Origin of the sequence: Inquilinus sp. 2KB_23 (genome assembly GCF_052115705.1) — a bacterium.
Lineage (GTDB): Bacteria > Pseudomonadota > Alphaproteobacteria > DSM-16000 > Inquilinaceae > Inquilinus > Inquilinus ginsengisoli_A.
Map to the genome: position 1 here is coordinate 270,661 of NZ_JBFRHF010000006.1, position 14,986 is coordinate 285,646.

The window sequence follows — 14,986 nt, forward strand, 5'->3', positions numbered from 1 at the left end:
CTGCAACCAGAACAACGCGCCGAGACTTGGCGCGAATGCGCCATAAGCGTTCGCGAGGTTTAACCGCCAGGGCACGAAGGTATACATTGGGCCCTGCGTCGGTGCTCAGCCGCCTCCCCCTGCCTTGATATGGCTGAAATAATCCGGCGCACCCATCTGGCCGCCCTTCAGCGCAATCTGCAGGCCGTCCAGGGCCGGATCATCGCCATGCGCCTGGAACAGAGCCGCCCCGGGCGCTGTCGGCGCCAGGGCGGTCAGCGCGTGGATGCCGAGAACGCTCGCGCCATAGCCGGAGGTGTCGCCGCCAGCGATGATGCCACGCTTCAGCCGCGCCCGCCGCAGCACCTGATTGAGCGCGGTGCCCAGGCCCGTGCCGATGCGCTCGTTGACCGCGGCGGGATCGGCGCCGGAGGCGGCCAGGGCCTGGTTGAGCGCCGCCACCGCCGGGTCGTCCGGCCCGCGCGCCGTGAAGAGCAGCGGGTCTCTTCCCGCGCCGATCGCGGCCAGCGCCGCGTCCACGGCCCGCCCGACCTCCGCGACCCAGGCGGAGGCATCGACGGCGTGGCGAGCATCGACCGGGATGGGTTGGAAGCCGCATTTCAGCGCATGGACAATCTGGGCCGCGGTCTGCGGCGCGCAGGAGCCGGAAACGACCGCGACGCGCTCGACTGCCCCGGCGCTCGGCGCCGGCGGGGGTGGCGCGATCAGCCCGGCCTGGCGCCAATGGGCCAGCAGCGCGTATTCCAGCCCCTGCGAGCCGATCGCGAACAGCCTTTCGCCGCGATTCCGCCAGATGATGCCGCCGACAGCCGCGAGATCGGCCTCGTCCATCACGTCGAAGGCGACGATCCCGGCGCCCCAGGCGATCTCCCGCCGCAGCGCCGCCTCGCCCCCGCCGGAGCGGAGGTCGGTGAGGTCGACGAGGCCGATGGCCCTGCCGGTTTGCAACGCCAGATGCCGCCGGATGTCGGCCTCGCGCATCGGCGTCACCGGGTGGCGGCTCATCGTCGGGTGCCGGTCGAGACGATGCACCGCGCCCCCGAAGGCGGCGAAGAGATTGCCGAAGCACTGCCAGCGCCCGATCGCCGGTGCTGCGACCACGAAGGGATGCCAGGCCCCGCCGAGCCATGGCACGGCAAGATCGACGGCCTTGCCGATCGACCCGACCTCAGGCGCGGAATCAAGGGTCGAGCATATCTTGTACTGCGCCACCGGAGCGCCGAGCCCGGCCAGGGCGGCGAAGGCCCGCGGCAGATGCCGTTCCATCCAGGCCGGGTCCTTCGACCGTGCCACCCCGGCGATGCCGATACCGCGGTATCCGGCGAAGGCGGCGAGGCGTTGCGGCGTCGGCACGTCGAGGAACAGCACGGAGGGCACGCCGCCGAAGGTCAGCACCTCCATCACCGCGGCGGCGCCGGTGAAATCGTCGCCATACCAGGAGACGAGCGGTCCTTCGGGCAGGGAGCCGGTCATCCCTTGTACGTCTCCAGCGCCTGGGCCAGGGCCGGCCGGGTACGGGCATGGTCGGCCAGAGGCACGTCCCCGACCGCGGCCTCCCACGCCTCGCGCAAGGCGGCGACGCCCGCCGCCGGCCCGCCGGGATGGGCCATGATCCCGCCGCCGGCGGCGAAGATCAGATCGGTCGAGCCCAGCGCCTGCCAAGTGCCGGGCGCCTGCCGTACCGTCTGGCCGGAGGAGAAGACCGGCATGATCGGACAGGGCTTGTCCGGGAACAGCGGCGCCAGGCAGGCCCGGGCCGAGGCGATGACGCTGTCGTCCTCCTCCGAGAACTTGTTGGCCAGGCCGTTGACATGGATGTGGTCGGCCCCGGCCAGCCGCCAGACCTTGTGCCAAGCCGTGAAGCTGAAGCCGAGCAGCGGGTGGCGGGAGAGGTAGCCCCAGCCGTTGCGATGGGCATGGATCGGCAATGCGCTGTGCCGGCCGAGCGCGATCATGCCGGCGAGGCCGACCGAGTTGACGCTGGCCATGATGCAGGTGCCGCCCAGCGCCTGCACCAGGTCGTGCCGGCGCCGCATCTCGTCCAGATCGCCGGTCAGGTTGAAGGCGAACATCGTCTTTCGCCCCTTGCGTTCGGCGACCTCATTGATCGCCCGCATCACCGCACGGGCGCGGTCCTCGAACGGGCAGGCAGGGCCGTCGCCCTGCAGTTCGTCATCCTTGATGAAGTCAATGCCGGCCTCGGCCAGGGTCCGCACCAACTCGGCCGTTTCCTCCGGTCCCAGGCCGACGCTGGGCTTGATGATGGTGCCGATCAGCGGCCGGCCCTCGACGCCCACAAGGCGCCGCGTGCCGGCAATGCCGAAGCGCGGCCCTTCATAGGCCGTGGCGAAGGCGGGCGGCAGACGGATGTCGAGCAGCTTCAGGCCGGAGAACTGCTTCAGCTCGAACAGGTTTCCGGCCACCGTCGCCATCAGGTTCGGCAGGGACGGGCCGAGATTGGCGAGCGGCCAGGACAGCGTGACCTGCGCCCGGACAATCGGCCCCTGCCCGCCCGCACCAGGCAGCGACGCCGCCGCGGCCTCGCCGACGACCTCCAACTTTTCGAGCCGCGCGGCCGACCGCTTCTTCAGCGCGGCCGTTTCGCCCGGGACCTTCACAAAGGTGCCGGAGGATTGTTCGCCCGCCATCACCTCGGCTGCCGCCCGCGGGTCATAGGCCGTCTCGATCAGGTAGTCGGCCTCGATGCGCTCCATCCTCTGCCTCTCCGCCCGTCGGATGATCAAATCATGCTGATTGACTCATCATACCAGTTGTCTTACTCGTCTCGTCAACGACCTGGCAAGAGAGGGCGCGCCCATGACGTCGATTGCATTGTTCGGGGCTGGCGGCAAGATGGGCTTCCGGCTGTCCAGCAACCTGAAGGGGTCGCGCTTCGACGTGCGCCATGTCGAGGTCGGCGAGGCCGGCCGGGCCCAGCTGAAAGCCAGGCTCGGCGTTGACTGCGTCCCGGCCGAGGCGGCGCTGGACGGCGCCGACGTGGTCATTCTGGCCGTGCCCGACACGCTGATCGGCAAGGTCGCCGCCGGGATCGATGCCCGGCTCAGGCCCGGCACCATGGTGGTCGCGCTGGATGCCGCCGCCCCCTTCGCCGGCCACTTGCCGAAGCGTGGCGACCTGACCTACTTCGTCACCCATCCCTGCCATCCGCCAATCTTCAACGACGAGACCGAGATGGCGGCGAAGACCGACTATTTCGGCGGCATCGCGGCCAAGCAGCACATCGTCTCCGCCCTGATGCAGGGGCCCGAGGAGGCCTATGCCCTGGGCGAGGAGGTCGCCAAGGTGATCTGGGCGCCGGTGATGCGCTCGCACCGGGTCTCGGTCGAGCAGATGGCCCTCCTGGAGCCCGGCCTGTCCGAGACCGTCTGCGCCACGCTGCTGGTGGTGATGCGCGAGGCGATGGACGAGGTGGTGGCCCGCGGCGTGGCCCACGACGCCGCACGGGACTTCCTGCTGGGCCACCTGAACGTGCTGGCCTCCGTCATCTTCGACGAGCGCGACGGCGTGTTCTCCGACGCCTGCAACAAGGCGATCGAGTTCGGCAAGCCGGTGCTGATGCGGCCGGACTGGAAGCGGGTGTTCGAACCGGACGAGATCGCGGCCAGCATCCAGCGCATCACCTGAGATCCGGCGGGCCGCAGGCCCGAACCGGGCGAAATCGACAACATCCACAGGGAGGATCATATGCGTTTCACCAAGGCGCTTCTCGCCGCCGGCATCGCCGGCACCTTGGCGCTGGGCTTCGGCGTCGCCGCCCAGGCGAAGGACCTGGTCGCCGTCATCACACCCTCGCACGACAACCCGTTCTTCAAGGCGGAGGCCGAGGGCGCCCAGAAGCGGGCCCAGGCGCTGGGCTACGACACCATCGTCCTGGTCCATGACGACGACGCCAACAAGCAGATGGAGCGGATCGATACCGCCATCGCCCGCGGCGCCAAGGCGATCATCCTCGACAATGCCGGGGCCGACGCCACGGTGGCGGCGGTGCAGAAGGCGAAGGACGCCGGCATCCCGTCCTTCCTGATCGACCGCGAGATCAACGTCACCGGCGTCGCCGTGGCGCAGATCGTCTCAAACAACTACCAGGGCGCCCAGCTGGGCGCGCAGGAATTCGTCAAGCTGATGGGCGAGAAGGGCAATTATGCCGAGCTGGTCGGGCGCGAGGCCGACACCAATGCCGGCATCCGCTCGCAGGGCTATCACGACGTCATCGACGACTATCCCGACCTGAAGATGGTCGCCCGCCAGTCGGCGAATTGGAGCCAGACCGAGGCGTTCGCGAAGATGGAGTCGATCCTGCAGGCCCATCCCGACATCAAGGGCGTGATCTCCGGCAACGACACCATGGCGATGGGCGCCTGGGCGGCACTGACCGCGGCCGGCCGCACCGACGTGATCCTGGTCGGCTTCGACGGCAGCAACGACGTGCGGGATTCGATCCGCCAGGGCGGGATCAAGGCCACCGTGCTGCAGCCGGCCTATCGCCAGGCCGAGCTGGCGGTCGAGCAGGCCGACCAGTTCCTGAAGACCGGCAAGACCGGCCAGCCCGAGAAGCAGCTGATGGACTGCCTGCTGATCACGCCAGACAACGCCGGCAAGCTGGAAACCTTTGCGATGAAGTGACGGACGGTCGAGTCCGGAGTCCCGAGATGGCGCCGTCCCGACGCCTGGTGATCGCGATCCTGGCCGCCGGCCTGCCGCTGGCCGCCTGCAAGCTCGTGAAAAACGAGCCGCCGCAGGTGGCCTCGGCGGCCGCGAGCGGCAGCGTCGCGACCTCCTTCGACAACCCGGCCTTCGACCCGGAGAAGACGGTCGAGGAGATCTGGCAGCCCAAGCTGCTGCCCTATCTCAAGGCCAAGGCCGGTCCCTTCGCCGAGCTGCGGGCGCTGGCCCCGGACGAGGCCGGGAAGCGCTTCGGCCACCGGGCGGTGGACAGCATGCCCTGGACCGTGGCGGCGACGGTCGAGGGCAGGATCACGGCGGCCGACACCGGCACGCGGGCGGCGACCATCGAGGTCGATGCCGATGGCGACGGCGCGGCCGACCTGACCGTCCAGATCGGCCCGGTGTTCAAGGGCACGGCGCTGCGCGACAGCATCGACTTCCTCTCCTTCAACAGCTTCGCCAACCAGATCGAATACGCCAAGTTCGGCAAGGCGCTGAACGCGCACATCTACAACGCCACGCTGGCCGCCCTGCCGCGCGACAAGCTGGTCGGCCGAACGGTGACGCTGCTGGGCGTCTTCACCCTGGACGACCCGAAGGCCAAGCCGCTGGTCACCCCGGCCGAGCTGGGCCTCGGCGAGGCCACGCCATGACCGAGGCCCCTGCCCTCCAGGTCGAGGGGGTGACCAAGGTCTATCCCGGCACGGTGGCGCTGAAGGGTGTCGACTTCACCGTGCATCGCGGCGCGGTCAACGTCCTGGTCGGCGAGAACGGCGCCGGCAAGTCGACGCTGATGAAGATCATCGCCGGGGTCGAGCAGCCGACCGAGGGCCGCATTCTGGTCGATGGCCGGCCGGTGGTGCTATACAGCCCGAAGGACGCGGTGCGACAGGGTATCGGCATCGTGTTCCAGGAGTTGAACCTCTGCGCCAACCTGTCGGTGGCCGAGAACATCTTCATGGCCCGCGAGCTGACGGGCGGGCTGCGCGGCATCGACCATCGCGGCCAGAACCGGCGGGCGGCAGAGCTGCTGCGTCGGCTCGAACACGATATCGACCCACGCGCCCTGGTCGGTGACCTCGGCATCGGCCAGCAGCAGATCGTCGAGATCGCCAAGGTCCTGTCGCAGGACGCCCGCATCCTGATCATGGACGAGCCGACCTCGGCCCTCAGCGCCGCCGAGGTCGAGATCCTGTTCCGGGTGATCGCCGAGCTGAAGGCCCAGGGCGTGGCCATCGTCTACATCTCGCACCGGCTGGAGGAGCTGGTGCGGATCGGCAACTTCATCACCGTGCTGCGCGACGGGCGCATCACCGGCCATGAGCCGATGGGCCGGATCGATGTGCCCTGGATCGTGCGGCAGATGGTCGGCTCCGCCATGAAGGACTTCGCGGCGCCGGGGGACCGGCCGCCGGGGCCGGAGGTGTTCCGGGCCGAGGCGATCTGCCTGCCGCGCGCCACCGGCGGCTATGCCGTCGACCACGCCTCGCTGTCGCTGCGGGCCGGCGAGATCCTCGGCCTGTACGGGCTGATGGGCGCCGGGCGGACCGAGCTGTTCGACTGCATCATGGGCCGCCATCCCTATTCCCGCGGCGCGATCTATCTGGACGGCGAGCGGGTGACCGCGCGCGACGTGACCGGGCGGATCCGCCGCGGCCTCGCCATCATCCCCGAGGACCGGCAGCGCGACGGGCTGGTGCCGATCCTGTCGGTGGCCGAGAACCTGACCCTGTCCAGCCTGCGGCGCTTCCTGCGCGGCTTCCATCTCCGCCGGTCGGCGGAGGCTGAAGCGGCACGCCGGTCGATCCGCGAACTTGCGATCAAGGTCTCGGATCCGGGCATCGAGATCAGCGCGCTCAGCGGCGGCAACCAGCAGAAGGTGGTGATCGGCAAGGCGCTGATGACCGGCCCCCGGGTGCTGCTGATGGACGAGCCCAGCCGCGGCATCGATGTCGGCGCCAAGGCCGAGATCTTCCGGGTGATGCGCGACCTCGCGGCCCAGGGGCTCGGCATCCTGTTCGCGACCTCCGACCTCGAGGAGGTGATGGCGCTGTCGGACCGGATCGCGGTGATGAGCAACGGCCGGCTGGTCGAGATCTTCGACCGGGCGACGGCGACCGGGGACCGCATCGTCGCGGCCTCCGCCGCCGGGCACGGGCCCGACCCAACCCTGAGGGAGGCGCGCGCATGATGGCAGCAGACAAGGCGGCCGAGGGCTGGAGCGGCGACGCCATCGCCCTGCATCTGATGAAGCTGCGCACCTTCATCGCGCTGTTCGCGGTGCTGGTCGTGTTCTCCATCATCGCGCCCAACTTCCTCAGCGCCGCCAACCTGATCCTTATGTCGAAGCATGTGGCACTGAACGCCTTCCTGGCGATCGGCATGACCTTCGTCATCATCACCGGCGGCATCGACCTGTCGGTCGGCTCGATCGTCGGGTTCTGCGGCATGGTGGCGGGCGGGCTGATCCTGCACGGCGTCGACCTGTCGACCCTCGGCTTCGGCTACACGCTGTACTTCAACGTGCCGGAGATCATGCTGGTCACCCTCGCCCTCGGCGTGCTGATCGGCGCGGTCAACGGCCTCCTGATCACCCGGCTGAAGGTGGCGCCCTTCATTGCCACGCTGGGCACGCTCTACGTCGCCCGCGGCGCTGCGATGCTTCTGTCCGACGGCAGCACCTTCCCCAACCTCGCGGGCAAGGCCGAGCACGGCACCACCGGCTTCGCCACGCTCGGCGCCGGCACGCTCTTGGGCCTGCCGGTGAGCATCTGGCTGCTGATCCTGGTCGCCGCCGGGGCCGCCTATCTGGCCGCGAGGACGCCGCTGGGCCGGCACATCTTCGCGGTCGGCGGCAATGAGCGCGCGTCCGCGCTGTCCGGCGTCCGGGTCAACCGGGTGAAGATGTTCGTCTTTATGTTCTCCGGCTTCTGCGCCGCCCTCGTCGGCCTCATCATCTCCTCGCAGCTGATGGCCTCTCACCCGGCGACGGGCGAGACCTTCGAGCTGAATGCCATCGCCGCCGCGGTGCTGGGCGGCACCTCGATGTCCGGCGGCCGCGGCACGATCGGCGGCACCATCATCGGCGCCTTCGTCATCGGCATCCTGTTGGACGGGCTGGTGATGATGGGCGTCAGCTCGTTCTGGCAGACCGTGATCAAGGGCCTCGTGATCATCGCCGCGGTGGTGGTCGACCAGGCGCAGCGCCGGCTGCAGCAGCGCGTGGTGCTGCGCCGCATGGCGCGCGAGGGCTGAGCCGATGCTGCGCGGCGCCCTGATCGGCTGCGGCTTCTTCGCCGTCAACCAGCTGCACGCCTGGCGCGATGTCGAGGGCGCGGAGATCATCGCGCTGTGCGACCGCGACCCGGCTCGGCTGGAGACGGCAGGTCGAAACTTCGGCATTACCCGGCTCTACGCCGATGCCGAGGAAATGCTGGCGCGCGAGGCGCCTGACTTCGTCGATATCGCCACGACGGTGCCGAGCCATCGGAAGCTGGTCGAACTCGCCGCCCGGCACCAGGTGCCGGTGATCTGCCAGAAACCCTTCGCCGCCACCCTGGACGACGCCCGCGCCATGATCGCGGCCTGCGAGGCCGCCGGCGTGTCCCTGATGGTGCATGAGAACTTCCGCTGGCAGACGCCGATCCAGGCCGTCCGCGGAGCCATCGCCTCCGGCCGGATCGGCGAAGTGTTCTGGGGCCGCGTCTCGTTCCGCTCAGCCTATGACGTGTTCTCCGGCCAGCCATACCTCGCCGAGGGCAGCCGCTTCATCATCGAGGATCTCGGCATCCACATTCTCGACATCGCCCGCTTCCTGTTCGGCGACGCCACCCGCCTGACTGCCCGGACCCGCCGGGTGAACCCGACGATCCGCGGCGAGGATGTCGCGACCATGCTGCTGGACCACGCCGACGGAGTGACGTCGGTCGTCGACTGTTCTTACGCCACGCGGCTGGAGACCGAGCCTTTCCCGGAGACGCTGGTCGAGGTCGATGGTAGCGCCGGCACGATCCGGCTTAGTCAGGGCTACCGAATGGTCGTGACCGGCCGCGACGGCAGCGAGACGCTCGACGTCTCGCCCCGCCTCCTGCCCTGGGCGGCGCAACCCTGGCACAACATCCAGGAGAGCGTGGCGGCGATCCAGCAGCATTGGATCGATTGCCTGCGTGCCGGGAGAGAGCCCGCGACCTCCGGCCGCGACAACCTCAAGACCCTCACCCTGGTCGAGGCCGCCTATCGCAGCGCCGGGGCCGGACGCATCGTGGACCTCGCGGATCTGGCGTGACTCGGCCGCGCAGCTCACGCGTGGTGCGTGTAGAGCGCCGCCGACCGGTCGAGGTGGCGCACCATCGCCGCCTCGGCCGCCTCCGGGTCGTGAAGGCGGATGTGGTCAAGGATCTCGCGGTGCTCGGACAAGGTGACGTTCTCCTTGCCCGTCCAGATCAGCATCTCGGTGTGATACTCGCGCAGCCAGCCCAGCATCGCCTCGCTGACCGCTTCGAAGATCGGGTTGCCGGAGATGGCCGCGATCCGGCCGTGGAAGCGCATGTCGGCGGCGATGAAGGCGGCCGGGTCGTCGAGCTTCCCGCTCTGCTCCCGCAGCGTCTCCTCCAGCCCGGCGACATCCGCCGCCGTCGCCTTCTCCGCCGCCTCGCGCACCATGCCGCGCTCGAAGAAGCGGCGCGCCTGCTTGAGGTGCTCGAGGCTGTCGGGCGAGGCGGAGAGCAGCATATGGGCGGAGAGGTCGACCTGCTGGAAGATCGACTTCGCCGTCAGCTGCCGCACCCGGGCGCGCTCGCCATGGCTGATCGTGACCAGGCCCATATTGGCCAGGGCCTGCATCGCCTCGCGGACGGCCGGGCGGCCGACGCCGAACCGATCCATCAGATCCCGCTCCGACGGCATGGCGTCACCCGGCGCCAGTTCTCCGCGGGTGATCATGGTCCTGAGGCGATCAAAGATCTCGTGCCACAACTTTCTTCGGAGGATGGGTTCGATCGATTCCCTCACGCGATACAATCTCCTGTCGGCCACTCGATCCCGCGGGCCGGCTTTACGTGGCGCAATGATCATACCACCAATACGGACAATGCTGCCGCTCGATCGCGGCGATGGTCCGATGTGCAAAGGCTGGCGACAGTTACGCTTTGTGATCGTCTGCGAACTGCCGCGCCGCAAGTAGCACCGGCATCAGCGCCTGCCCCCGATCGGTGAGGCGATATTCGACCCGCGGCGGCTGCTCGCCGAAATCTGATCTGACGATCAGCCGGTCTTCCTCCAATTCGCGCAGATGCTGTGTCAGCATCTTCTGGGACACGCCCGGAATATCCCGCAGCATTTGCGAACTTCGTAAAACCTCGTCTGCATAAAGTCGAAACAGGATCGGCAGTTTCCAACGTCCGCTGATCAAGCGCAGGCATCGGGTCACAAGGGCAACTGTACCGTCCGGCCCCAGGCAAGCGCGCCTGTCTTCTACAGGAATAGGCACCTTTTGGTGCGTTCTTGCGGTGTCCATAGCGATTTTCCTACATCCAGCTTCTCGCAGCCTATGGAGTTTGGCCATGGATTTACAGCTGGATGGAAAGGTTGCCCTCGTGACCGGGAGCAGCAAAGGAATCGGCGAGGGCATCGCAAAGGGGCTCGCGCGGGAAGGCGCCGTCGTTGTCGTCCATGGCCGTGATCAGACACAGGCGACCGATGCGGCAGACCAGATCCGAGCTGAGGGCGGCTGGGCGCATGTCGTGACCGGGGATCTGACGGATGCCGCACAGGTGATTGCGATGATCGATGCGGTCCGGTCCCTTGCCGGGAATATCGATGTCCTCGTCAACAATGCCGGAGGTTCGGGCGACGGCGCGGACTGGAGCACGACCGCGCCTGAGGCCTGGGCCTCGGTCTATGATCGCAACGTGCTGGCCGCCGTGCGCGTGATCACGGCGGTATTGCCGCATATGCGCGCGGCAAGATGGGGGCGGATCATCAACATCTCCAGCCTCGCGGGGCTTATGCCGCCGCCCGTAAATCCGGACTACTCGGCCGCCAAGGCGGCGATGACGGCCATGTCCGCGTCGTTGGCAAAGGCCGTCGCTGCCGAGGGCATCACCGTCAACACGATCTCTCCCGGCACGATCCACAGCGCCAAGCTCGACATGAAGTTTCGAGAAGTCGCGGCGATGCGCGGCATTGAACTGGATGCGCCTTGGGCGGACGTGGAAAGGGCTGTGCTGCCCCTTTTCGCCGAAGTCCCGGTTGGGCGGGTCGGCACGCTGATGGAGATCGCCGATGCCGTCGCGTTCCTAGCCAGCCCGCGCGCGGCCTACATCACCGGCTCCAACATTCGATTGGACGGCGGCATGCTTCCGACGACCTGAAGCCCTCAGCCTGCCGGGGGCCTTCGCCCGAGACGCGATTCGGCGAGAAAGCCATAGCGACTCATATGGACGCACAGGCAGATCGCGCGCACTTGCAAGCATTACGGTGGTCGCCACATTGACGCGGTTGGCGAACGTCTCGGGCAGAGCCTCGTTGTCGCGTTCGACAGCCTGGTAATGCCCGCATGTCACGTCGGCTCGCACGGTCTTGGCGCGCCAATACGATCTGGTCGCCTGCCGTCGAGACGATGTCGACCGAATGGCCGCTCTGCACCTTCTTCATTTGGGGACGGGGCGAGCCGCCGGGCCAGGGTGAGGCTGAGACCCGCGCCGACGGCGAGGCAGGCGGCGATGCAGAGGATGGCGACGATAAAGGCTTGGGTGATGGCCGCCGGATCGGTGCACGCGCCGAGGACGGTGTAGAAAATCCCGCCGATCACCGCGACGCTGAGCGCGGTGCCGACCTGCAGGGTCGAACTGGCGACGCCGGCGATCATGCCGGAAAAGGCCGGCGCGACGCGGCCCGTCACCATCCGCATCAGGGTCGGCAGCGCGAGCCCTTGTCCGAAACCGATGACGAACAGGAGGACGGCCAGCGGCACGGGCGCGGGCGACACGCCGGTCGGTGTTGCCACGATGGCCCAGACCAGGCCGGCAAACCCGACGGCCTCCAGCCCCATGCCGACCGGATTGACATAGGCGCCGAGGATGCGCCTGCAGAACGGAGTCGACAGCGGCCCCAGCAGGAATCCCGCACCGAACGGCAGGAAGACCAGGCCGGCGTCCAGCGCGGTCGCGTGCAGCGCCTCCTGCAGATAGACCGAGAACAGCAGGAAGAAGGCTGCGATCGCGTAGAACAGCAGCGCAATCAGCAGTGCGCGGCCCAGCCCCGGTGCCCGCATGGCCGCCGGATCGAGCAGGGGCGTGCCGCCCGCCTGCGCCAGCCGGGTCTCATAGCGCCAGAAGAGCCACGCCAGCACCGGCGCCGCCATCAGCGACAGCCAGGACCAGAGCGGCCAGCCCGCCTCACGCCCCTCGATCAGCGGCACGATCAGGGCGCCCAGCGTCACCATCGACAACGCCGTGCCGCCAAGGTCCAGCTTGCGCGCGTCCGGCGCGCGCGTTTCCTTCAGCAGAGGAAGGCCGAACAGCACGACCAGGATCGCCACCGGCAGGTTGACGAGGAAGATGGCCCGCCAGCCCAAGCCCAGGAGATCGAGCGCAATCAGAATACCACCCAGCGCCTGGCCGACCACGGCGGCCAAGCCGAAGACCGCGCCATAGAGGCTGAGCGCGAGCGGCTTTTCCGCTTCGGGGAAGATTGCCTGCACCGAAGCGAGCGCTTGCGGCGCCATCACGGCCGCCGTCACGCCCTGCAAGGCGCGCCCGGCGATCAGCGCCCAGGGCGACCACGCAAGGCCGCACAGCAGCGATGCCGCGGCAAAGCCGATCAGCCCGATAAAGAACACCCGGCCGCGACCATAGAGATCGCCAAGACGCCCGCCGGTGATCAGCGTCACGGCATAGAGCCCGGCATAGGAGGAAATGACGAGCTGCTCGGCGGAGGACGCGGCGCCCAATTCCCCACGGATCGAGGGAAGTGCGACATTGACGATGAAGAAGTCGAGCGGCGGCAGGAAGGCTCCGACCAGCAGGATCACGAACATGGCCCAGCGGCGCGGGTCGAGTGCGGCACCATCACCCGCCGTCGCCGACCCGTCCCGGGCCGGCCCGACGGCTGTCGCGTTGCCGCCGCTCAAAGGGGTGTCGCCAGGCTGCGCTGCGGCTTGACGGCCGTGCAAAGATCCACGTCTGCCATCACCCGCGCCGTTTCCGGCGAGGCCAGCGCCGTTTCCATGGCGGCCTCGTCCCGGAAGACACAGATCGCGACGGCGATCAGGCCGCCGCCATCCCCCTGCGGAAAGAAGCCGGCGAGGCTTTCGAGCCCGTAGGGTCCCCAGCATTCGCGCACGAGCGGGAAATGGACGTCGATCCAATGCTCGCGGTCGAACGGCGTGTCGGCATGTCCGGCATAGGTCACGTACATGGTGGCCATGGTGGGCGTCCTCAGTCTTGAGTGTCGAAATCGGTGGCGATGGAGATGTCGCGCCAGGCGGCGATGTCGGCGCGGAATGCGTCCAGCTTCCGCTCCGCGATCGCGTGGGCTCTCGGCCCGAGCGGCAGGTGCAGCGGCGGATGCTCGGAATCGATGGCCTGCAGCATCACGGCGACGGCCTTGGCGGGATCGCCCGCCTGCCTGCCGTTGTTGGTCTGGCGATACTGCCGCGCCATGCCGGCGTAGGCGGCGATCTCCCGCGCCGCGGTGGCGATCGAGCGCCCGAGAAACTCGGTGCGGAAGGGGCCGGGCTCGACGATGATCACGTTCAGTCCCAGGGGACGCAGTTCGTCCGCGAGCGCTTCGGACAGGCCTTCCACCGCGAACTTGGTCGCGTTGTAGATCCCAAAGCCCGCAGAACCGGCGATGCCGGCGCCGGAGGACAGATTGACGATGCAGCCTCTCTCGCGCTTGCGGAGCGCCGGCAGCGCGGCGCGGGTCGTCTCGATCAGGCCGAACACGTTGGCCTCGAACACCGGTCGGTATTCGCCGGGCTCCGCCTCCTCGATCGCCCCGATGAAGCCAAAGCCGGCGTTGTTCACCAGGACATCGAGGCCGCCGAAGGCGCTCTCGGCCAGCGCGACCGCCTGTGCGGCGGCGCCGGGCTGCGTGACGTCGAGCGATAGGCCGCGCACCGTATCGGGGTAACGCTCGCACAACGCCTGCAAGGCGTCGGTCGAACGCGCGGTGGCGACAAGGCGGTCACCACGCCCGGCGACCGCTTCGGCAAGTAGCTTCCCCAAGCCGGACGAACATCCGGTAATCAGCCAGGTTTTCATCAGGTCCTCCTGCAATGCGTTGGACGAGCCGGTTCACGCGCGGCTCGCCGGGCGGCTGGCAATTCCAAGCCCGCACCAGGTGGATTTAGGTGATCAGATCTGTACGATAAGTGACAATGCTGCACGGTTTCCGTTCACTTTTGTGGATCAGCACTATGGAATGGCGCGATGGAGTGGAGTGACGTCCGGATTTTTCTGGCCATAGCCCGTTCCGGCACGCTGGGCGCCGCCGCCCGCGCGCTTCATCTGAGCCATCCGACGGTCGGGCGCCGCCTTCGGGCCCTCGAACAGGCAACCGGCCATACGCTGTTCCAGAGAACCGCCGACGGTTTCATCCCGACCGAGGAGGGCAACGCCATCATCGCCATGGCGGAGCAGATGGAAGAAGGCGCCCTGGCCTTGGAACGGCGGCTCGCCGGGCAGGAACAAAACCTTCAGGGCAGCCTGCGCATATCGTCCGCCGACTGGTTTGGCGCCTACGTCCTGCCGCCGATCATCGCTGATTTTGCGAAGGCCTATCCCCTGGTCGATGTCGAGATCCTGACGGGCACCCGCCTGTTCAGCCTCGCCCAGCGGGAGGCCGACATCGCGTTCCGGATCGTCCCGTTCAACACGCCCGATGTCGTGCAGCGACGGCTGACCCGATTGGCCTATGGTGCCTACATCGCGGCGGACTCCCCCGAGCCGGCCTATGGCGATGGAGCCGGCTTCCGGCTCATCACCCACGACACGTCGACGGGCCAGTTCCCGGATATCGCCTGGCTCGAGGAGAGCTTCCCGAACGCGAGGCCCATCCTGCGTTCGAACAATCGGAACGTGCAGGGGCGCATGTGCAGATCAGGCATCGGCATCGCCGTTCTGCCGCAGGTGGTCGGCAGTCAGATCGCGGGCCTGCGCCGGCTCAACCTGCCAGCGGAGCCACCCGGCCGGGACATCTGGATGGGCTATCATCGTGATATGAGGCGTCTTCACCGTCTGCGAGCCTTCATCACCACGGTGACCAGTCACATCGCGGACGCGCAGTCCTGACCCGA

15 protein-coding genes are annotated in these 14,986 nt (G+C 68.2%); 8 read left to right on the forward strand and 7 right to left on the reverse strand.

All coding sequences use genetic code 11. The annotated features are described in order from the left end of the window. Positions 1-105: 105 nt before the first annotated feature. Positions 106-1,473, reverse strand: coding sequence for a four-carbon acid sugar kinase family protein (locus AB4112_RS10445; protein WP_441719268.1), 1,368 nt, complete (start codon positions 1,471-1,473; stop codon positions 106-108). Continuing rightward, positions 1,470-2,714 (reverse strand): ribulose-bisphosphate carboxylase large subunit family protein, encoded by a 1,245-nt coding sequence (locus tag AB4112_RS10450; RefSeq protein WP_441719271.1) that lies wholly within the window; start codon positions 2,712-2,714, stop codon positions 1,470-1,472. Before AB4112_RS10450 ends, AB4112_RS10445 begins: the two co-directional genes overlap by 4 nt. Positions 2,715-2,817: 103 nt before the next feature. On the opposite strand from AB4112_RS10450, the gene AB4112_RS10455 reads away from it, so the two are divergent. Genes AB4112_RS10455 through AB4112_RS10480 form a run of 6 tightly spaced genes read left to right on the forward strand, consistent with a single transcriptional unit; the run spans position 2,818 to position 8,971 of the window. Continuing rightward, a complete protein-coding gene (locus AB4112_RS10455; protein WP_309799817.1) occupies positions 2,818-3,645 on the forward strand; it encodes a phosphogluconate dehydrogenase C-terminal domain-containing protein in 828 nt (275 codons plus the stop codon). Between the two features lie 60 nt (positions 3,646-3,705). Next, complete coding sequence (locus AB4112_RS10460) at positions 3,706-4,644, forward strand: D-ribose ABC transporter substrate-binding protein (RefSeq protein ID WP_309799814.1); 939 nt, start codon at positions 3,706-3,708, stop codon at positions 4,642-4,644. A gap of 26 nt (positions 4,645-4,670) precedes the next feature. Beyond that, positions 4,671-5,339: a DUF2291 family protein gene (locus AB4112_RS10465; protein WP_309799812.1), complete on the forward strand. Its 669-nt coding sequence runs from the start codon at positions 4,671-4,673 to the stop codon at positions 5,337-5,339. Then, positions 5,336-6,877: a sugar ABC transporter ATP-binding protein gene (locus AB4112_RS10470; protein ID WP_441719275.1), complete on the forward strand. Its 1,542-nt coding sequence runs from the start codon at positions 5,336-5,338 to the stop codon at positions 6,875-6,877. Before AB4112_RS10465 ends, AB4112_RS10470 begins: the two co-directional genes overlap by 4 nt. Then, positions 6,874-7,941 carry an ABC transporter permease gene (locus tag AB4112_RS10475; protein WP_441719278.1) on the forward strand — a complete coding sequence of 356 codons (1,068 nt, stop codon included), beginning with the start codon at positions 6,874-6,876 and terminating at the stop codon, positions 7,939-7,941. The genes AB4112_RS10470 and AB4112_RS10475 overlap by 4 nt, the downstream gene beginning before the upstream one ends. A gap of 4 nt (positions 7,942-7,945) precedes the next feature. Continuing rightward, positions 7,946-8,971, forward strand: a complete 1,026-nt coding sequence (locus AB4112_RS10480) for a Gfo/Idh/MocA family protein (protein ID WP_441719281.1) — start codon at positions 7,946-7,948, stop codon at positions 8,969-8,971. A 14-nt stretch (positions 8,972-8,985) separates the two neighbouring features. Here AB4112_RS10480 and AB4112_RS10485 read toward each other — a convergent pair whose 3' ends face one another. Both AB4112_RS10485 and AB4112_RS10490 read right to left on the reverse strand, forming a co-directional pair. Beyond that, a complete protein-coding gene (locus AB4112_RS10485; RefSeq protein WP_309800305.1) occupies positions 8,986-9,759 on the reverse strand; it encodes a transcriptional regulator NanR in 774 nt (257 codons plus the stop codon). Between the two features lie 67 nt (positions 9,760-9,826). Continuing rightward, entirely contained in the window at positions 9,827-10,201 is a 375-nt protein-coding gene (locus AB4112_RS10490; RefSeq protein ID WP_309799804.1) for a winged helix-turn-helix transcriptional regulator, read from the reverse strand. Between the two features lie 46 nt (positions 10,202-10,247). Here AB4112_RS10490 and AB4112_RS10495 point away from each other — a divergent pair, with 46 nt between their 5' ends. Next, entirely contained in the window at positions 10,248-11,057 is an 810-nt protein-coding gene (locus tag AB4112_RS10495) for an SDR family NAD(P)-dependent oxidoreductase (RefSeq protein ID WP_441719284.1), read from the forward strand. A 188-nt stretch (positions 11,058-11,245) separates the two neighbouring features. On the opposite strand, the gene AB4112_RS10500 is transcribed toward AB4112_RS10495, so the two are convergent. The 3 genes from AB4112_RS10500 to AB4112_RS10510 form a co-directional block, all read right to left on the reverse strand. Further along, positions 11,246-12,724 (reverse strand): MFS transporter, encoded by a 1,479-nt coding sequence (locus tag AB4112_RS10500; RefSeq protein ID WP_441719287.1) that lies wholly within the window; start codon positions 12,722-12,724, stop codon positions 11,246-11,248. Positions 12,725-12,813: 89 nt separating this feature from the next. Next, positions 12,814-13,113, reverse strand: coding sequence for an EthD family reductase (locus tag AB4112_RS10505; RefSeq protein ID WP_309799799.1), 300 nt, complete (start codon positions 13,111-13,113; stop codon positions 12,814-12,816). Between the two features lie 11 nt (positions 13,114-13,124). Beyond that, on the reverse strand, positions 13,125-13,952 hold the full coding sequence (locus AB4112_RS10510) for an oxidoreductase (protein ID WP_309799798.1): 828 nt from the start codon (positions 13,950-13,952) through the stop codon (positions 13,125-13,127). Positions 13,953-14,120: 168 nt separating this feature from the next. Here AB4112_RS10510 and AB4112_RS10515 point away from each other — a divergent pair, with 168 nt between their 5' ends. After that, positions 14,121-14,981 (forward strand): LysR family transcriptional regulator, encoded by an 861-nt coding sequence (locus AB4112_RS10515; protein WP_309799796.1) that lies wholly within the window; start codon positions 14,121-14,123, stop codon positions 14,979-14,981. The last annotated feature ends 5 nt before the right edge of the window (positions 14,982-14,986 follow it).